The sequence below is a fragment of the Ktedonosporobacter rubrisoli genome, assembly GCF_004208415.1.
Classification (GTDB): domain Bacteria; phylum Chloroflexota; class Ktedonobacteria; order Ktedonobacterales; family Ktedonobacteraceae; genus Ktedonosporobacter; species Ktedonosporobacter rubrisoli.
In genome coordinates this window covers 2,227,995-2,246,133 of record NZ_CP035758.1, presented here as the reverse complement: position 1 = coordinate 2,246,133, position 18,139 = coordinate 2,227,995, and the positions used below count along the sequence as shown (strand labels likewise).

The following is an 18,139-nucleotide window of genomic DNA, read 5'->3' as shown; positions in this document are numbered from 1 at the left end:
TGCCGGCTTTTGCGGCCAGCACTCAACCTGGCAGCTAAGATAGCTTGTTCAAATTCAGCTTCAAGGTTTTGGCAATATCGCGAATACTGTTAAACTTTGAGTCATCGGTTGCTACAAAACCCTGGCCAACATAATCGTTGAGCACAGCCTTATCTTTGATCGAGACAAAGGCGTCACGGATGGCATCCTTATCGCTCTGCTTCATGCCCTTGTCTACAGCCAGCGGCCCTTCAGGAAGCGCATCGCTCTTGCCCACGATTGTCAATTCACCATCCTTGAACTTGCCCTGTTTGAGGAACTCGTTATAGGTATCGCTGGCTACCGCGCCGGCATCAACTTTGCCGCTCAACACAGCCAGCAGCGAGGCATCATGCCCACCAGCAAAGGTGCCCTTTACATCCTTGTCGGGATCAAGGCCATTCTTGACCATGGTATAGCGCGGAACGAGATTGCCGCTGGTCGAGGCCGGATCGACAAAAGAAAAGCCGTGACCCTTGAGATCAGCAACGCTCTTAATGCCAGTTTTGGGCGTCGTAACGATGTAGCTAAAGTAGTGATCCTGGCCGGAGCTGGAGAGCTGCATAAGGATGGCCTGCGCATTATATTTGTCAGCAGCCAGCACATAGCTAAAGGGACCAAACCAGGCCACATCGACTTTCTTGCTCGCCAGGGCCTCAATAGTTGCCGTATAGTTCGTACCCACAAACACTTGCACCGGAACGCACAGTTTCTTAGAGACAGCATCGGCAAAGCCCTTAGTAGAGTCGGCAACTTTGGTGGCATTCTCGGCAGGAATAATACCCAGCGTCAATTGCTTTAAGCTGATCTTGGGAGTGCAGTTACTGGCCTCAGCGGGCGAGCCAGCGGCTGAACTGCCACAAGCCGCCAGGGTCAGGGTTAAGAGCAGCAACAGCAGAGCTGTAGCGCGCATATATAGCGGTTTCGATTGATGGCGTAAACGGATCATTGCGTTTTTTCCTATATCCTTAAAACACGAAATATACTCTTTACCGAAACGGGCTAAATGATTTTCGAGCGTACGAAATCACTGAGCCGGTCCAGCAGAGCAACAGTGACGATAAGCACAATCAGCAAAACTGAGACGTTTTGATAGTCAAGCAAAGACAGGTTCGATTGCAGCAGGAAGCCGATGCCACCGCCGCCAACGAAGGCCACAACCGTGGCGTCGCGCAGATTGGATTCCCAGGTATAAATAGAGTAGCTGGCCACTACTGGAAAGCCCTGTGGGAATACCCCCCAGCAAAAAGTCTTTAGCCCGTTAGCGCCAACGGCGCGCAAGGCCTCTAGCGGCTGCGGCTTGACTGACTCGAAGGACTCGGCATAGAGCTTGGTCAGAACCGAGATCGAGTGTACGCCCAAACCCATAATACCGGCGGCTGGTCCCAGGCCGACAAAGGGAATAAAGAGCAGGGCAATGACCAGGGCTGGCACCGATCTAATTGTGTTCACAATAAGACGTATAGTGTTATACATGACCGGGTGAGGCGTCGTATTGCGCGCGGCAAGAATGCTTAAAGGGAGCGCACCGACAATACCGATGATCGTCGCGGCCACCGCCGTCTGAATGGTCAGAAAGAGCGCATCTGTCACATGACTGAAATAGCTCCAGCGCGGCGGCATAAGCGTTCTGAGCAGACGGATACCACTCTCGCTCTGGAAGAGATCGCTAAAGGTAGAGAGGCCAAAGCCTTTCACGCTTAAGCCCCAGGCCAGGAAGAGCAGGATGACCACAGCGCCTGCCAACTGGCTGCCTCGCAAGGCCAGGACAACCAGCCCGATCATCAATAGCAAGATCACGATAACATTGATATCCAGCAGCTCCAGGGTATAGACGAAGGTACCCAGATCCGCCAGACGCGTAGCAAAGAATACAGCCACGAGGGCCACCACCACAAAGGAAATAATGGTGTTCGAGCTACGCAAGGTCTGCGGATTTTTGATGGCTCTGGGCACAAGGCTGATCGCTCCTCCCAGCAGGATGAGAGCAGCTACAGCGATATTGACGTTGAAACTTAACGTCAAGGATACCGCAATTGTCCCCAGATCGATCATATGTGTACCCAGGAGGGCCATGATAATAGCGCAGAGGAGAACTGGCAGAACCAGAGGCCAGTATGGCATAGCAAAGGGCCTGGACAGATCACGTTCAGGGCGCCGGAAAAATGAGCCCTTCCTCTGCTCGGGCTGCTCATGATTAGCTTCCTTTTTCAAGTCGGCTAACGCGGCCCTATCTTTCTCCTGAATTGACACGTTCAACTCCATTCTCAAGATGTGGATGACTTCGCTCCGGCTCACCTCTGTTCCTGTTCTTCCACCCCTCATTTGCCCTTGACCAGAGCACAGGATCTCAAACTTGCTCTATCTCTTCTAGTGTATTTATACTATGTTAATACTCAATAATTTAAAAGTTAAATATACGTAATTTATATAAACAATAAAATAAATTCATAGATTATTTAAACATACTTCCGATACTGGCACATCTCTTTTTGCAGGCTCTTCATACTGCCAGACTTGCAATCTGGAGCTCAAATAAGGGCTGAAAAGTTTTCCTACGCCTGTCCCAGATGTATGTTCGGTTGCGTAAAGCTTTACGCACTTCAGTTGTAGCTGATTTTAGGGGCTCTTGTCAACGCATTTTACTTTAAATTTCTGTAATTCATATTTATTATATATTTAACATGTATTTAATATGGATCTTTTATGCCGGCTCTAGCCTTCCTGGCATCATGGAATTTCAGGCAGTTGGGTCAGGCAGAATAGCGGGTCAAAACTATATGCTATAATGCAAAAAAAGCTAGAGGATCTTGACGGTAGAACATGAGCCAGAATATTGAGCCTCCAGAAGCACTCGTTATTGCCGCGGATTCGGCGGTCAGCTGGGAGATTGAATGGCCACATGAGGCCAGAAAACAACTAGAGGAACACCTGAGTGCCGCCATGGGCCTGCCCGTACACATTGTTGTCAACCACAACTACGAAGAGACACTGGCCGGCCTCAAACGTGGAACCATCGATGCCGCCAAGCTAGGCCCATATGCCTTTGCCCTCGCTCAAGCCCGGCTGGGAGTGCGCGCCCTGGCCAATCCTGTAGATAAAGCTGACCCGCGTGAAGCGCATGCCCCACCTTATCGCAGCTTGATTATTACGCGTGCCGATAGCGAGAACACTCATCTAACTCAGCTCAAAGGTCAGAGCTTTGGCTTTGTCGATCCTGGCTCTACCACAGGCTATCTTGTCGCCACCTTCCTGCTTCAACAGGCGGGAATCGATCCAGAGGCAGATATCCTGCCGCGCTTTTTGCACAATCATCGCGCCGTCGCCGAGGCAGTGCTTAGCGGTGAGGTTGCTGCCGGGGCGATTATGGAAAGCGAATATTTGAGCTATAGCCAGCAGGAGCCGACGCGCTTGCGCGTCCTTGCCGCCTCGCCCCTACTCTCAAGGGGTCCTATCGTGGTACGCCCCGGTCTAGCCCGCGGCATAGAGCGCAAGCTGCTTCAGGCTCTTGAACAGTTGCATCTTGTGGATCAGGAATATACGCGCCTGCTGATGCTCCCCGATCAGCGCTTTATCCCCGCAGTGCAGCGCGAAATGACGCTTAAGACGGTGGCCGAGCTAGCGGGAGTAAGCTATGCCACGGTTTCGCGCGCGATCAACGGGAATGGGCGCATAGCGCCGCAAACCACGGCCCGCATCCTTAAGCTTGTCGAAGAGTTGGGCTATCGTCCCAATATTAATGCCCGCCGCCTGCATAAACCCCAGGGCGACTTGATCGGTCTGCTCTTGCCCTCGCTGAGTTATCCCGGCCTTAACGAAATCGTAGACGGCATGCAAGCCAGGCTCAGCGCTGCCCACTTGCATCTTCTGATCTGTACGGCTGGCAAAGAGCAACCGGCGCACGAACGAGCCTATTTTGAAATGCTGGCCAACAGCCGTTTTGAAGGCCTGTTTTTGACCCAATGGCATGCCCTCGATCCGCAGGTACTTGAGCTTATGCGCAGTGGACACCCTACCGTATTGCTAGAACAGGACTTACTGGAAGAAGGCTTGCTGGCCGGCTGGCAATGGCTGAGCGCTCAGGGCCAACGGCATATTGAGCTGATTGTAGGGCCGAGCTCCCTCCTTGAACCAACTGCCGCCCGGCGCAAATGGAGCCAGCTTGGCGGAGCTGCCTGTTCCTTCGGCGAGGCCTCTGAGCTCTCCGCAGGCTGGTTGGATGAGCGCTTACAGCAAGCCACGCCTTCCACAGCCTTCTTCTGTAGCGATGATGTAACGGCCCTGCGCCTGCAACGAATGCTCAAGCGCCGCCAGGGAGCTCAGCTGGTGCTAGGCTATGGCAATAGTTTGATAGCACAAAGCGCCGGCCTGCCCAGCCTGGCTTATGACGGCCAGGCCCTGGGTAAGCTAGTGGCCGGGCGCCTGCTCAAAATGCTCAATCTAGCCAGTACCGACGATGATGCCGATGTATGCTTCTGGGTGCAGGCCAATCATGAGACCAGTTCGTAGCGTGAGCGTCGGTTGGGATCGTCACTGCGATAGATTTCGCGTAGAAGTTCGGTTGTCAGGCCGCTGGGTGGGCCATCATAGAGAATACGTCCCCGCGCAATCCCGATAATGCGATCAGCAAAGGCCTTTGCCGTCTCCAGATCATGAATATTGACGAGCGTCGGCACATGCTCCTCGCGCGCGACACTGCGCAGGTCCTCCATAATACCCCAGGTGAGATCAGGATCAAGGCTGGCCACTGGCTCGTCAGCCAGCAAGAGGAGAGGCTCCTGAGCCAGAGCTCGGGCGATCGCTACGCGCTGCTTCTCACCACCTGAGATATTGTCGGCGCGATAAGTAGCCCGATGCAGCATATGGACGCGGCCCAGGCATTCAAGCGCTTTCTGACGATGCTCCTGGCTAAAATAGCCAATTACAGAGTGAAAGCCATTCATATATCCCAGGCGCCCGCTCAGGACATTATGCATGACGCTGAGGCGACCCACCAGATTGAATTCCTGAAAAATAAAGCCGATGCGTCGGCGTATGGCCAGCTTCTCCTCATCGGGCAGGCTTGTTATCTCTGTTCCCTGAATGCGTATGCTGCCACGCGTAACAGGATGCAGGCCGTTTATACAGCGCAGTAGGGTAGATTTGCCCGCGCCACTGCGTCCAATGATACAGATAAACTCGCCCTGCTGCATATTAAAGCTGACGTCAGCCAGGGCTTCATAGCCGTTTGGATATATTTTCGAGACGCCGCTCACTTCGAGTGAAGTCTGATTACTCACATTACTACCTCTCTATGCTTGGCAATACTTTTAGTAGAGCAAAGGAGTACCGATCATATATGCTTGCTTCATCCCTCACTCTCGCCTGTTCGCGTATCCCTACATAAGCATAGTTTCATCATATCGTCGCATTATTCGAACAGATGGGCGCTTATACAACAGATGAAGCAGCCCATATGTTTTATGGACTCCTTCATCTGCCTTCAAGGACACCAGGCATAAAAATCCACGCAGGTAGTATAGCTCGCCGGTATTAAGGTGTTGTTGCCCTCGCTTTAAACCTGTGTTAAGCTCAGACCCCCAAATTCTCCATACCTGATACTTGCCCAGCACATACCATGACCATGTGATGCTAGCTTTTTCGTAGAGCGCAATGCTGCCCTGATGTTGCTTCCAGGAACAATATTCGCAGCACTATCAATGGGCCGCGCAATCGTACAACTGATTGCGCCCAAAGGGAACAGCGCCACTGCTTCCCGCGCTTGCAGGAGACTGCCACTGACTGCTCGGTACGGCTGAGCAACGCTGCATGACCCAATTTGTCAGCGCGTTTTGCCTGCCGCCCATAAAGCCGCCAACTCCCGAGAATTGCGCACGAGCAGAGGAATTTTCACTTTTGCTGTCTGCGCTCTGCTGAGTTTGCGGCACGTTAAGCAGAAAGAAGCGCACAGTTCCATCGTTGATAAGATTCTCTAGCTTGCTTGTCGTCAAAATGGGATCGCCACCGCTGAAGCCACCCAGCGCCATCACAGGCTTATTTGTTGTCAAGATGAGGCTATCGGCAGTCATAGAGCTTGGTGTGGCAAGCAGAAATTTTGTGCTGCCCTGCCTGGCTTCCAGGTAGCGCACAAGCTGTGTATCCGCTCCCAGCGCATCGTTACGGCGACCAGATAGATTAAAATCTCGCGTAGCACTGGTGCGTTCATTGCGCAAGGCGCTTGAGTTATTGCCAGCGGGACCCATTATGTTGCCAAAACCGCCAAAATTTGTCGGGCCAGCTGCGGGCATCTGGGATTCAGTGTTTTGAAAGACAGGTATTGCCGTCCATACAGCCGGGACCAGCAGCAAGGCAAGGATACCCAGGCAAAACGTGGGCCTAACGAAACGCCGTCGATAGCCGGTCGGGCGCTCTTCTCCGGCAGGGCGCAAGAGCAGCAGGCCGCCAATTCCTACCACGCCGAGGACAATCAAGGCTGGAATGAGCCAGCGCCCCCAGGTTGGATAATTGAGCAGAATATAGATCTGCTCAGCCAGCGTAGCAAGCAAGGCAAGCGGTAGCAACCAACCCTTCCAGCCAGCGCGCCGATAATCTCGCCACATCATCACCAGTCCGATACCAGCAAGCGCGGCAATGGGCGGAGCCATCATGGTCAGGTAATATTGGTGAAAGAAACCAGCTACGCTAAAGAAGATCCCAGTGGTCAGTAACCACATCCCCCACAAGATCAAGGATTGCTGCTGCCTGTCTTGCTGTGGGCGTGGGCGACGTTGCCAGGCCAGGGCAAGCATACCTAGAATGGCTAGAGGCAGGAGCCAGGCTGTCTGGCTGGCCATTGGCTCAGTAAAGAGGCGCAACGGACCAGGCGTACCGGTTCCAAAAAAACCTCCACCGCCCATGGGCGGTGCCATATTGTCTCTACTATCCCGGGCAGCCCCACTCATCACAGCTGGCGAGCCGGCTGTCAATTGTCCATTCCCATTACTAGCTGTGGAGCGCTCAGCAGGATGGGCATTATTGCGTGCAGCGCCACGCCCAAACATGCCAAGCAGCCTATCAATTCCGTTATAGCCAATGGCCAGGCTCAGTTCCGAATTGTTCTGCGTTGATCCAACGTAGGGACGCTGCGCGGCAGGCGTGATATCAACAGCCAGAACCCAGGAGAGCGAGATGACGAGCAGGAGCACACTGGCCAGAGCCAGGTGTCCGATACGCTTCCAGAGGCTTAATGGAGCTGCCAGCAGGTAGAGCAATCCATAAGCAGGCACCACCAGATAGGCTTCCGACATCTTAACATTAAAGCCAAGCCCAACCGCTACCGCCGCCAGCAGCAACCAGCGCAAGCGCCCCGTCTCGGCAGCGCGCAGAACTGCCCAGGCGCCCAGCAAAACTACCAGCACCAACGTGCTATCAATCGTATTATTTCGACTTGTCACCACACTGATAGGGCTCAAAGCCAGGGCCAACGCGGCCAACAAAGCTGCCACAACGCCAAAGTGGCGGCGCACAAGATGATAGAGCACGAGCACAGAGAGCACACCGGCCAGGGCCTGGGGCAGGTAGACACTGAAAGGCGAGAAACCTAACAGCTTCGCACTAGCGGCTTGCAGCCAGAAGCCCAACGCCGGCTTATCAAGCGTGACAAAGCCACCTGGATCAAAGGAAACGAAGAAAAAGTTATGCCAGCTATCCAGCATACTCTTGACGCCAGCCGCGTAGTAGGGGTTGGCAAAGCCGTTCAAGCCTAGCTGGAAGAAATTCATGAATAATGAGATGAGCAACACGCCCGCCAGAGCAAGGCGCTGCCAGCTTTGTGAGGGGACAAGCGCCTGCGGCTCAGGCCCATTCTCTGGCTCAGTTAGAGGAAACGTCTTTATTGTTTCAGCCATAATTTCTCCTCATTATGGTTATAAGTTTCATTGCAGTCTTCATCAAACCCCTTATACTTGCTCCTAAGCGCTACCATCTTAGGTCCTTAAAATTGATTTTTGATTGGAAATTTATGAGAATCTTCCAATCTTGTTAGCTCTCAGGCCCGCTTTTGCGTTGAGAGACTTTTCGGCTTCGCCAACGCCTGCGCCTGTTCCTCCCTGCGCCATATGCGTGCATAGACAAACAGCTCGCTTAGTGCCCGCAAGATTACCTGCAATTGCGCACCAGTGGCGCGCCCAGCCCGGCGCGGCAGATGATGCACGCCAACCTCCCAATAGGTATAGCCAGCGCGCCTCAAGCGATAGAGAAGTTCCGCATTGATCATTGCCCCACGCGTCTGCAACGGGTAGCGCTGCAGGAACTCAGTGCGCAAGAGCTTAAAGGCGCAATCTATATCCCGCACATGCAGGCCTAATACCCAACCGATCAGGCATTTCCAGCCCCAGGCATTTAGCTTGCGCATCCAGGTATCCTGTCTGGCGATGCGATAGCCAAGCACCGCATCGTAGCTCTTCAGAAAAGGAAAAAATTGGCGCAACTCGCGAATATCGAACTGCCCATCGGAATCCATAAAAAAGGTCAACGCTTTTGTCGCAGCTTGAAAGCCGCTCACTAGCGCCGCACCATAGCCTTGATTGGTCTCGTGCGTGATCAAGCGAACCCGGGGATGCTCCCGCGCCAGCTCAGCAACAATATTGCCAGTACGGTCTACGCTGCCATCGTTGACAACCAGCACCTCAAAATCAAGGCCCCACAGCGTCAAGGTCTTGAGGACATCCAGGAGCGTTGTAGCGATAACCTGCTCTTCGTTGTAAGCTGGCAGCACGACGGAAAGTCCTGGCACATGAGACAGCATAAACTCGTCTTCCTGTACATCCGACACTTTGTCTTCATGGCTGACTTCGTGGGTCATGGCAAACAGAGCTTGAGGCTCGCTAGAGAGCGGATTGGACCTGTCTATACTGGCCTCCGTGAGCAGATGTTTAGTGTGGGATTTATGATTGACGAATACCCACAACTGCATGCCCAGGTAGGAAATGCAAGCTGTACCGGCAATAGCGACTATTTTTGAAGTATTGGCCCATACTGTCGCGTTGAGCAGCAAGGGATGCAAAGCATTGCTGGCCAGCCAGATGATACAATTGCTCCAAACAATCCCACAGAGCGTTGTTATGGCAAAACGCGGCAGTTCTCTATGTAGTTGACCTTGCTTATGTCCAAAGGTCCAATACTTATTGAGCCAAAAGCTATTGATAGCTCCCAGCGCGTAGGCAAGAGAATTATAGGCAAGGAGCATAAAAGCGTTCCTGGTAGGGAACATGAACAACAGGAAGTTCAAGATCAGTAAATCTACAAGCGTGTTCACGCCGCCAACTACGCCAAAACGCACAACCCGTTGCAGCCAGGAAGGCCGCTCAGGGATATTTTGAGGAGGAGTGATGGGCTCTTTAGCTAATGGGCGCGTAATGTTATTGCTCGCGGTTGAATTGCTAGAATGACGTTGTGAAGTTTCTATCACGAATATTCATCCTCTCCAAACGACTTCTGACCCGTATCAAGCCTGTAACCAGTTATTGCAGGCACACCAGGTATATATAGACATACCTGGTGTTTCTCAGGGTAACAGCAGACGATGAGAAATATATTGGAAGAAAATGTGTAATTTCTCATGTATACAGAGGCCAGCATAGCCCTGCCGGATTGGAATTAGATGGGAAGAAAATGTGAATCTTCTCATCTAATTTCAATGCAATTTCAATAAAAGCGTGCTATGCTGGCCTAGATTTGCCATAATAGAGGTAATAAAATTATTCAGAAGGTAGTTATCTCATTTCCATATTGCTTAGATGAGCAGGAAGTTGAGACGTATGGAAGCCTGTCTGTATCCCGCCTGGGAAAAGGAGTGGAGCCTTGCATATTCTTGTGGTAGAGGATGAACAGCGCCTGGCCTATCTTTTGCGGCGGGTGCTGCTGGAAGAGCGCTATACAGTTGATCTGGCCTATGATGGGCAAAGCGGACTTGATCTGGCTCTCAGCGATACTTATGATGTTGTGCTTCTGGATGTAATGTTACCCGGCCTCGACGGGCTTGAGCTATGCCGGCAGATGCGCGCCGAGCACATCATGACGCCAGTTCTGATGCTCACAGCGCGCAGCGCGGTTGAAGATCGCGTCACAGGCCTTAACGTAGGAGCCGATGATTATCTGGTCAAGCCCTTTGCTATGGAGGAACTTCTGGCTCGTATCAACGCGCTACTGCGGCGCCGTGACCGACATTTCGACGAGACGTATCAGCTTAACGTTGGCGATCTTACGCTTGACCTGGTACGCCACGAGGCCAGCCGAGCAGGCCAGATCATCGAATTGACTGCCAAAGAATATGCGCTTCTTGAGTACTTAATGCGCCATCCAGGCCAGGCTCTCACACGCACGCAAATCATCGATGCAGTCTGGAAATACGATCTAGAAGCGCTCTCGAACGTTGTGGATATCTACATTCACTATCTGCGCGATAAGATAGATCAGAACTTCTCATATCCGTTAATCAAGACAGTGCGCGGCATAGGTTATAAGATTGAAGCCCGCAGAGAGAACACGAGGACAGGTCTATGAACATGGAAAGGCTTAGCCGGTGGCCTGGCCGGCAGAGAAAGAGTCGCTTCGCACGGCAGCCAGGTGCGGCTCTGTTTCAAGGCCTGCGCGTGCGCTTAACGCTGTGGTATTGCGGTGTGCTAGGCGCAGCGCTGATACTGTTTGGCGTCTTTCTGTATGTTGGGGCTCAGCATATCTTGCCAGCTCCTGTCGAGGGCGAGGCGGCTATACGAGCGCACGGGCGCGTCAATCAATGGCTCGTGATCTCACCGGAACGAGCCTGCTCATCCTTTGCTCCGCCGCCAGAAACGTCAGCCCCATCGGCGCCTTATATGGTTGCCTGCTTCGATCAAAACGGGCAGCTTCTGCCCGCTAACACTACGCTCAGGCTCCCCTTAGCCTTTCTCACCAACTCGGCTGCCCGGGCGGCTTTAAAGACAGGCACAGCCAGCGATATAGTTGATGCTGGCAGCCCAATAGGCCACATTTATCGCTACGCCCAGGTCGTCCCCAATCCCATTGGCAGCGGGATACAGGGCGTGATCGTTATTGGCGAGTCAATTGAGCCCCAGGAAACCGCGCTCTCCGCACTCCTATTCCTTTTGCTCGGTGTGGGTGGAGTGACCTTGCTTGGCGCCGGCCTGGGCGGACTCTTTTTGGCCCATCGCGCGCTAGAGCCGGCACGTCTGGCCTGGACCAATCAGCAACGTTTTATCGCCGATGCCTCGCACGAACTACGCACCCCGCTCACGCTGCTCCGCGCGGACGCAGAAGTGCTCTTGCGCAGCCGCAAGAAGCTGGAGGCTGAAGACGCCATGCTGCTTGAGGATATCGTTGCCGAAGCCAATCATATGGCAAATCTTGCCAACAATATGCTTACGCTGGCTCGCCTGGATAGCAACGCGGCGCACCGCGAGCACGAAGTCCTTAATCTCGCCGATGTGGCGCAGGCCGGCATACGACGCGTGCAAGCCCTGGCCGAACAGCGCAAAGTGAGCATACAAACGGAAATCGCCGCCAGGCCGCAGGTAATCGGGGATCAGACGTTGTTGGGACAGGCCATCCTTGCCTTGCTGGATAACGCCATCAAGTACAATCGGCCCCGTGGCAAGGTCAGCATATCTACAACCGAGGAACAGGACCAGGCCTTGTTGAAAGTGAGCGATACGGGCATCGGGATCACTGCCGATCACCTGCCTCATCTCGGCGAGCGCTTCTATCGCGTAGATAAAGCACGCTCGCGCGAGGCTGGCGGTACGGGCCTGGGGCTCTCTATTGCGCGCAGCATCGTTACGGCACATGGCGGCACACTCACCCTGACAAGTGTCCCCGGCGAGGGCACAACCGTTGCTATTACGCTTCCTCTGGCCCGGCGCATTGCTATTGGGAATAAGCAAGCGCTGCCTGAGCATACTGCCAGCCTGCCCGAAAGAGTGCCGTGAGCTGGCAAAGATATTCGGCTCAAGCGACAAGCGCGGTCGGCTTTTTGCGCTGCCAATAAAAATTGCTAACGGCCAGCGCCACCAGGATAGTTGCCAGGGCCACAAGTACACCTGACTCGCCGGTCCAGAGCGACGAGCCCTGCGTGAATGAATCTAGCAGCTCCACAAGCAAGCTATTCCAGGCTGCGTGCAATAGAATGGCGGGCCAGATACTGCCCGTGGCAAGGCGTAGATAGGCGCTGACGGTGCCCAGAGCTGTAATTGTGAGCAGGAAAACGCCCGCGCTCACAATCTGCGGTAAGCCAGCAATTGAGGGTCCAAAGAGAATCAGCGGCCAGTGCCAGAGCGACCAGATCAGGCCGCTCAGCAGAACCGGTCGAGGCGCGCCAGCCGCGATTAAACGCGTTAGCATATAGCCCCGCCAGCCTATTTCTTCGCCTGCTGACGTCATCACTTCAACAACAGTCAGGTAGAGCAAAATTAGCAGAAGCGTCACAGGAAACGGGGTGCTACCGGGTAGAGCAATAAAAGCCGCCAGGCTGTCCGAGGGATGAAACGCACCGACGTGAGCCAGGCCTGCCAGCCAGGCCACACCATAGGCAAGCACGCCAATCGCGGCAGGAACAAGCACAGCCAGGCCAAGGGCTTTAATTGTCTCCGTCCCTTTCAAACGAAAAGAGATATCAGCAAAGCCTTCGCGTAAGATCAGGCGCGTTGCCAGAGAGGCCAGCGCCGGCGTCCACATCAGAAAAAGTATGCTGAATATATCTTGCGAGATGATAGTTAGACTTTCAGAAAATAGCGAGATTATTAGCAAGATGAGAAAGAAAAGCAGCAGACTACGCCTGGCTCGCTTCACGCTATCAAATCCATTGATTACTTCTTTACTTCTGTCTGTAGGTGTTGAGCTGACAGAGAAGTGTTCATCTTCTTGCAATGCCATAATCGTACGAATCCTTGATATACTGATTTTCTCCGCTTACGCACCTGGAATAGGAGCTTAAAGAGACAGTATAGAGTAGATACGCGGATAATGAAATGGGGTAAATGACCCATAATTAGAGCCCTTTTGTAGCATAGGCCTGCATTGTGATAGAATCAACGGTGCAAAAGAAGAACATGATCTGAAAGAAAACCACTGGAGCAGCAATGGACTGGATAGAACCATTTTATACAAAAAGAAGCGAGTGGATGGGTCCCACTGGTATATTCGCTTCTCATCGGGCAAGGGCTGCCTCTATTGAGCGCTACAGCGGCGCAGGCAAGAAACGCATTCTGGAATTAGGTGCAGGGGCTGGTGGCACGGCAGCAGCTATGGCTGATCTTGGACATAGCGTCATTGCTATCGAGTTAAGCCCGCTTCGTGCCTCCTTTGCTAGAGAGCTTGCCCAGGAAGCGCGGCAGGGTCAACTTACCATCATCGAAGGCGATTACTATGCACTCAATTTCCCTGAACCATTTGATCTGATCTGTCACTGGGACAGCTTCGGCATGGGTACTGATGCAGACAATCGGCGACTTCTCCGACGTATGGCAGAAGATTGGTTAGCACCTAAAGGATGCGTGCTCATGGATGTCTTCAATCCCTGGTGGTGGATACGCCGGGCAGGAACAGAAGAACGGGATGAAGAACGTGATCTGATGCGAGGATATGACTTCGATCCCATCGGCGGCCGCTTACTTGATCATTGGTGGCCAATTGGAGACAAAAGTCAGTTAATTACCCAAACCGCCCGTTGCTACACCCCTGCCGATTTCCTACTGCTGATCGAGGGAACAGGGCTCACTGTAGAGCTATTTGCAATTGATGGAAATATCTTCCGAGCGGGCGAGAGTAGCACGATAGCTCATCCTCTTGGGGATGCGTTAAGTTATTTTGTAAAGTTGGTACTGGCAGGCTAGAGCATTTCCACATGAACATGTCAATCCTTGAGAGAAAGCGTTTTGTTCTCCTTCTCCAAGAAGCACATTTTATTTCCCCTCGTTATGGCTTAGCAGCTCGTTACACATCGCGTGGGAAAAGAGAGAGGACCCACATTTTTACGGATACTTTACATAAAACAATAAGCTCCCCGGCCAGAAAAGTCTCGTCGGGGAGCAATTAGCAGCCTATACGCTAAGCCCGTTTATAAAGGTGGGTTCTCGCAGCTTGGCTTTAGGACGGCCTGCACTTTAGGATCGTTAAGATTGTCTTTCTTGACAAAGGTCACGCCGGTATCCTCGCTCTTGACCTGGGCGCCGATGCGTACCATCTGCACAGCCGCATTCAAGCCATCATAGCCCATCTTAAAGGGATTCTGCACGACAAGAGCAGAAATAACGCCATCCTGCACGCCCTTGATCTCATCCGGGGCCGCATCCCAGCCAATGATCACGATCTTACCAGCCTTGCCAGCGCGCTGCACAGCCTGTGCCGCTCCGATAACGCCGGGCTCATTGGCGGCAAAGATGCCAGTAATATCAGGGTGAGCGCTCAAGATATCCTGGGTGACGCGTAGCGCAGTATTGGCATCGCTCTGGCTATACTGTTCCGCGACGAGCTGCAAGCCGGGATATTTGGCCAGCCCTTGCTTAAAGCCTGCCGCGCGCTGATCATTGGTAGCAGAACCGGCCAGGAAGGGAATAAAGGCAATTTTGCCCTTGCCGCCAAGCGATTGCGCTAGCAAGTCAGCAGCCTTGACCGCCGAAGCCTGGTTATCGGTGGCAAAGAGAGGCACATTTGCCGGCTGGGGCTCCGTGCCGGAGTCGATATTCACCACTTTGATCTTGGCGTTAAGCGCCTGGTTTGTCACCTGGGTAAGCGCCTTGGCATCGGTAGCTGCGTAGACCAGCCCATTCACTCCCTGTGTGATGAAGTTTGTCAGCAGATTTACCTGTCCGGTCACATCGGTCTCAGCGGTCACGCCATCCCACTGCATTGTCACATTCTTTTGCTTGGAAGCCGCACACGTAGCGCCCTTATGCACCTGTTCCCAATAATCAAAACCCACGGCTTTAGGCACCACGGCTATTTTGATCGGCCCGTTAGCGGCATTGCCACCATTACCGCTGCCGGTGCCAGCGGAGGGCTGCACCGTCGTTACCTGTCCACAACCTGCCAGCAACAGAGCCAGCAAGAGCGCAGGGACAAGGATAAGCTTATACGAAATTTCTCGCCGCATTGCACGCTCCTTTTTACCTGCTATGACACGATCCACATAAAATAATCATGAAAAGGGATACGCCATCCCCGTTAGGAAACCTGGCCGTCGCCGCTATACTTGCTGCAGCGTGGCCAACACCAGACTTATTGTGACGCGGTAGCCAGCTTCTTGCGCCGGAACTGATCCCAGTAGACAGCCAGCCAGATCACGGCTCCGCTGATCACATCCTGATAATAGAGATTAATGTTGAGCAGCACACAACCATTGCGGATTACCGCGATAAGAAAGGCGCCGATCAACGTACCAATAATGGTCCCCTGTCCGCCAAATAAGCTGGCCCCACCAATAACTGTAGCCGCGATTACGTCAAGTTCCAGGCCTACGCCAAAGTTAGGCTGTCCCGAGACCACGCGCGAGGAAGCAATCATACCAGCAAAGCCGGCCAGCAAGCCTTGCAGCACATAAATAGCGATAAGATATCGGCCAATGGGAATGCCAGAGAGCCGCGCCGCTTCTTGATTCGAGCCAATGGCGTAGGTATAGCGCCCCAGGCGCGTGCGCGTTAAGAGCAAGTGGGCCAGGATAGCCACGATCACCAGAATGACCAACGGGATCGGGATGTTATCAATGAGCCCTTGTCCGAGCAAACCGAAATCGCCGGGCAGCCCATACACGCCGACCGCGTTAGTCGTAAGATAGGTCAGGCCACGGGCCACACTCATCATGCCCAGAGTCGCAATGAACGGATTTAAGCCAGCTCCCGTGATCAGCAGACCATTACCCAGACCGATTACGCCTCCGATCAGCGCGCCTCCCACCACAGCCAGGGGCCAGCTGAGGCCGGTATGGGACATCATCAAGGTTCCCAGCATACCGCCCAGCGCCGCTGTCGAGCCAACTGAGAGATCAATGCCAGCTGTGATAATGACAAAGGTCATGCCAATGGCGATGACTGCGGTTACGGCAGTTTGCGCGACAATATTAAAGAGGTTGTTGAAGGTAAGAAATACTGGTGAGACCAGCGAGAGGCAGAGGCTCACGATAATCAGGGCGCCAGCGGCAGCCAGTTGAGCCGCTGCATCTGCCAGGCGAACCCCCATCGTGCGCCTGACGATTCCTCTTTCCGCGCTGCTCTGCCTGCCCTCTGCGTCATGGGCCTCTCTTGCCGTATCTTTCATGCTATTTTGTCCTCCTGCGCACCCGTTGCCAGCGCAATGATAAGCTCTTCCGAGAAGCGTTCGCGCTCCACGATACCCGCCACGCGTCCCTCACGCATAACCAGAATGCGATCACACATATTGAGCAGCTCCGGCAGGTATGAAGAGATCATGACAATGGCCCGCCCTTCTTGCGCGAGCTTGCCGATCAGCTCGAACATCTCGGCCTTAGCCCTTACGTCGATGCCGCGCGAGGGCTCATCAAAGAAGAGCACCCGTGCACTGGTTTCTAGCCAGCGAGCAACCACAACTTTTTGCTGATTTCCGCCCGAAAGCAACTCGACGCGCTGCCGGATGGATGGCGTACGAATACGCAAGCTATCGCGCGCCTGCAGAGCTATGCGTCGTTCGCGGCGCAGATCAAGCATTCCGCCAAACATTGGCAGACGGGCCAGGGTAATATTCTTGTCAACGCCAAGATTCATGGCAAGGCCATTGTTCTTGCGATCCTCGGTCAAATAGCCTATCCCTAGCTCAATCGCGCGGGCCGGCTTCTTTACCTTAACGCGTTTACCAGCCAGATACAGCGTGCCGGCATCGATAGGATCAGCGCCAAAGACGGCGCGGGCCAGCTCTGTGCGCCCGGCTCCAACCAGGCCGGCAAAGCCAAGAATTTCTCCGGCGCGCACCTCAAACGAACAATTATGCAGCACGCGCGCCCGCGAAAAGCCCTCGACACGCAAGATGACCTCACCAATGTGCGTTTCCGGCTTGGGATAGAGATTTGCCAGCTCGCGCCCAACCATTAATTTTATGAGCTTCGGCTCGTCAACCTCGGCCCGAGGCAGCGTCGCTACAACACTGCCATCGCGCATCACCGTAATGCGATCGGCAATGCGAAAGATCTCATCAAGGCGGTGCGAAATATAGAGGATCGCAATGCCATTTTCCGTAAGCTGGCTAATTACCCTGAAGAGATCCTCGATCTCCTGGCCGGTCAGCGTCGCGGTTGGCTCATCCATAATCACCAGCCTGGCCTCAATCGCCAGGGCTTTGGCGATCTCCACAAGTTGTTGCTCGGCCACCGAAAGCGTAGAAACTAGCTGACGGGGATCAAGCTGCAAACCCACGCGCTTAAGCAGCGTGCGCGCCTGCTGAATCTCGGTCGCCTGGTCGATCAAGCCCATTTTCATAGGCTCGCGACCAAGAAACATATTTTGCGCAACCGTGAGATGAGGAGCCAGAGCAAACTCTTGATAAACCATGGCTATACCAAGGCTTTGCGCATAGCGCGGTCCGTGAAAATGGATTGGCTTGCCCTCGATGGTAATGGTTCCGGCGCTGGGTCGCTCAACCTGAGAGAGCAGCTTCATAAGCGTAGATTTGCCAGCGCCATTCTCGCCCGCAACAACATGCACCTCGCCGGGATAAATCTCCAGGTCCACATTATTAACGGCCTGTACACCTGGAAACTGCTTTGAGATCCCGCGTAAGCACACTAATGGCACTTGCTGAGATGATAGCACGTCATCTTCTCCTACCCTACTAGTCTAAGATCGACAATTTGCAGGGAATATTATAAGGTATTTTCCTGCCATTCTTACTCTCTGTGCATTTAAAGAGTTGATCTATCTATTCCAATCCTCAAGCTTAGGGGAAAGCGTCCACCTTCCCAAGCAAATTCATATTCCAGGCTGCTTAAGAGCCTGGAACTGGCCTATAGGTATGGGCGCTCTGAGAAGAGTAGAAAATGGGCGTTAGTATAGAGCAAACGCGTGGATAAGAGGTTACGCAGGTTGACGCGTTTCTCCATAGAAGAGTTAAATAATACATGCGATTGGTCCTCCGTAGCTAAGAC

The 18,139-nt window shown here is 53.4% G+C and carries 13 protein-coding genes; 4 read left to right on the top strand and 9 right to left on the bottom strand.

Annotated elements, in window-relative coordinates; translation table 11 throughout:
* Positions 1-34 precede the first annotated feature (34 nt).
* A complete protein-coding gene (locus tag EPA93_RS10310; RefSeq protein WP_242527367.1) occupies positions 35-967 on the bottom strand; it encodes a phosphate/phosphite/phosphonate ABC transporter substrate-binding protein in 933 nt (310 codons plus the stop codon).
* Positions 968-1,020: 53 nt separating this feature from the next.
* Positions 1,021-2,271: a phosphonate ABC transporter, permease protein PhnE gene (phnE, locus tag EPA93_RS10305; RefSeq protein ID WP_242527366.1), complete on the bottom strand. Its 1,251-nt coding sequence runs from the start codon at positions 2,269-2,271 to the stop codon at positions 1,021-1,023.
* Positions 2,272-2,841: 570 nt separating this feature from the next.
* On the opposite strand from phnE, the gene phnD reads away from it, so the two are divergent.
* Positions 2,842-4,527, top strand: a complete 1,686-nt coding sequence (gene phnD, locus EPA93_RS10300; RefSeq protein WP_129887105.1) for a phosphate/phosphite/phosphonate ABC transporter substrate-binding protein — start codon at positions 2,842-2,844, stop codon at positions 4,525-4,527.
* Here the strand turns inward: phnD and phnC are convergent.
* From phnC to EPA93_RS10285, 3 genes are all read right to left on the bottom strand, one after another.
* Positions 4,509-5,297 (bottom strand): phosphonate ABC transporter ATP-binding protein, encoded by a 789-nt coding sequence (gene phnC, locus EPA93_RS10295; RefSeq protein ID WP_129887103.1) that lies wholly within the window; start codon positions 5,295-5,297, stop codon positions 4,509-4,511. The genes phnD and phnC overlap by 19 nt on opposite strands.
* A 417-nt stretch (positions 5,298-5,714) precedes the next feature.
* The gene (locus EPA93_RS10290; RefSeq protein ID WP_129887102.1) at positions 5,715-7,904 is read right to left on the bottom strand and encodes an ArnT family glycosyltransferase; all 2,190 of its coding nucleotides are present in this window, start codon (positions 7,902-7,904) and stop codon (positions 5,715-5,717) included.
* Positions 7,905-8,044: 140 nt separating this feature from the next.
* Positions 8,045-9,466, bottom strand: a complete 1,422-nt coding sequence (locus tag EPA93_RS10285; RefSeq protein WP_129887100.1) for a glycosyltransferase — start codon at positions 9,464-9,466, stop codon at positions 8,045-8,047.
* Between the two features lie 392 nt (positions 9,467-9,858).
* Between EPA93_RS10285 and EPA93_RS10280 the strand changes: the two genes are divergently transcribed.
* Entirely contained in the window at positions 9,859-10,560 is a 702-nt protein-coding gene (locus EPA93_RS10280; RefSeq protein ID WP_129887098.1) for a response regulator transcription factor, read from the top strand.
* On the top strand, positions 10,557-11,981 hold the full coding sequence (locus EPA93_RS10275) for a sensor histidine kinase (protein ID WP_129887096.1): 1,425 nt from the start codon (positions 10,557-10,559) through the stop codon (positions 11,979-11,981). Before EPA93_RS10280 ends, EPA93_RS10275 begins: the two co-directional genes overlap by 4 nt.
* A gap of 19 nt (positions 11,982-12,000) precedes the next feature.
* Here the strand turns inward: EPA93_RS10275 and EPA93_RS10270 are convergent, their stop codons facing one another.
* On the bottom strand, positions 12,001-12,924 hold the full coding sequence (locus EPA93_RS10270; protein ID WP_129887094.1) for a CPBP family intramembrane glutamic endopeptidase: 924 nt from the start codon (positions 12,922-12,924) through the stop codon (positions 12,001-12,003).
* A 248-nt stretch (positions 12,925-13,172) separates the two neighbouring features.
* Here EPA93_RS10270 and EPA93_RS10265 point away from each other — a divergent pair, with 248 nt between their 5' ends.
* Positions 13,173-13,883, top strand: a complete 711-nt coding sequence (locus EPA93_RS10265; RefSeq protein WP_165423009.1) for an SAM-dependent methyltransferase — start codon at positions 13,173-13,175, stop codon at positions 13,881-13,883.
* A gap of 224 nt (positions 13,884-14,107) precedes the next feature.
* Here EPA93_RS10265 and EPA93_RS10260 read toward each other — a convergent pair whose 3' ends face one another.
* The 3 genes from EPA93_RS10260 to EPA93_RS10250 form a co-directional block, all read right to left on the bottom strand.
* The gene (locus EPA93_RS10260; RefSeq protein WP_129887090.1) at positions 14,108-15,142 is read right to left on the bottom strand and encodes an ABC transporter substrate-binding protein; all 1,035 of its coding nucleotides are present in this window, start codon (positions 15,140-15,142) and stop codon (positions 14,108-14,110) included.
* Between the two features lie 125 nt (positions 15,143-15,267).
* On the bottom strand, positions 15,268-16,302 hold the full coding sequence (locus tag EPA93_RS10255) for an ABC transporter permease (protein WP_129887088.1): 1,035 nt from the start codon (positions 16,300-16,302) through the stop codon (positions 15,268-15,270).
* Positions 16,299-17,807 carry a sugar ABC transporter ATP-binding protein gene (locus EPA93_RS10250; RefSeq protein WP_207229501.1) on the bottom strand — a complete coding sequence of 503 codons (1,509 nt, stop codon included), beginning with the start codon at positions 17,805-17,807 and terminating at the stop codon, positions 16,299-16,301. Before EPA93_RS10250 ends, EPA93_RS10255 begins: the two co-directional genes overlap by 4 nt.
* Positions 17,808-18,139 lie beyond the last annotated feature (332 nt).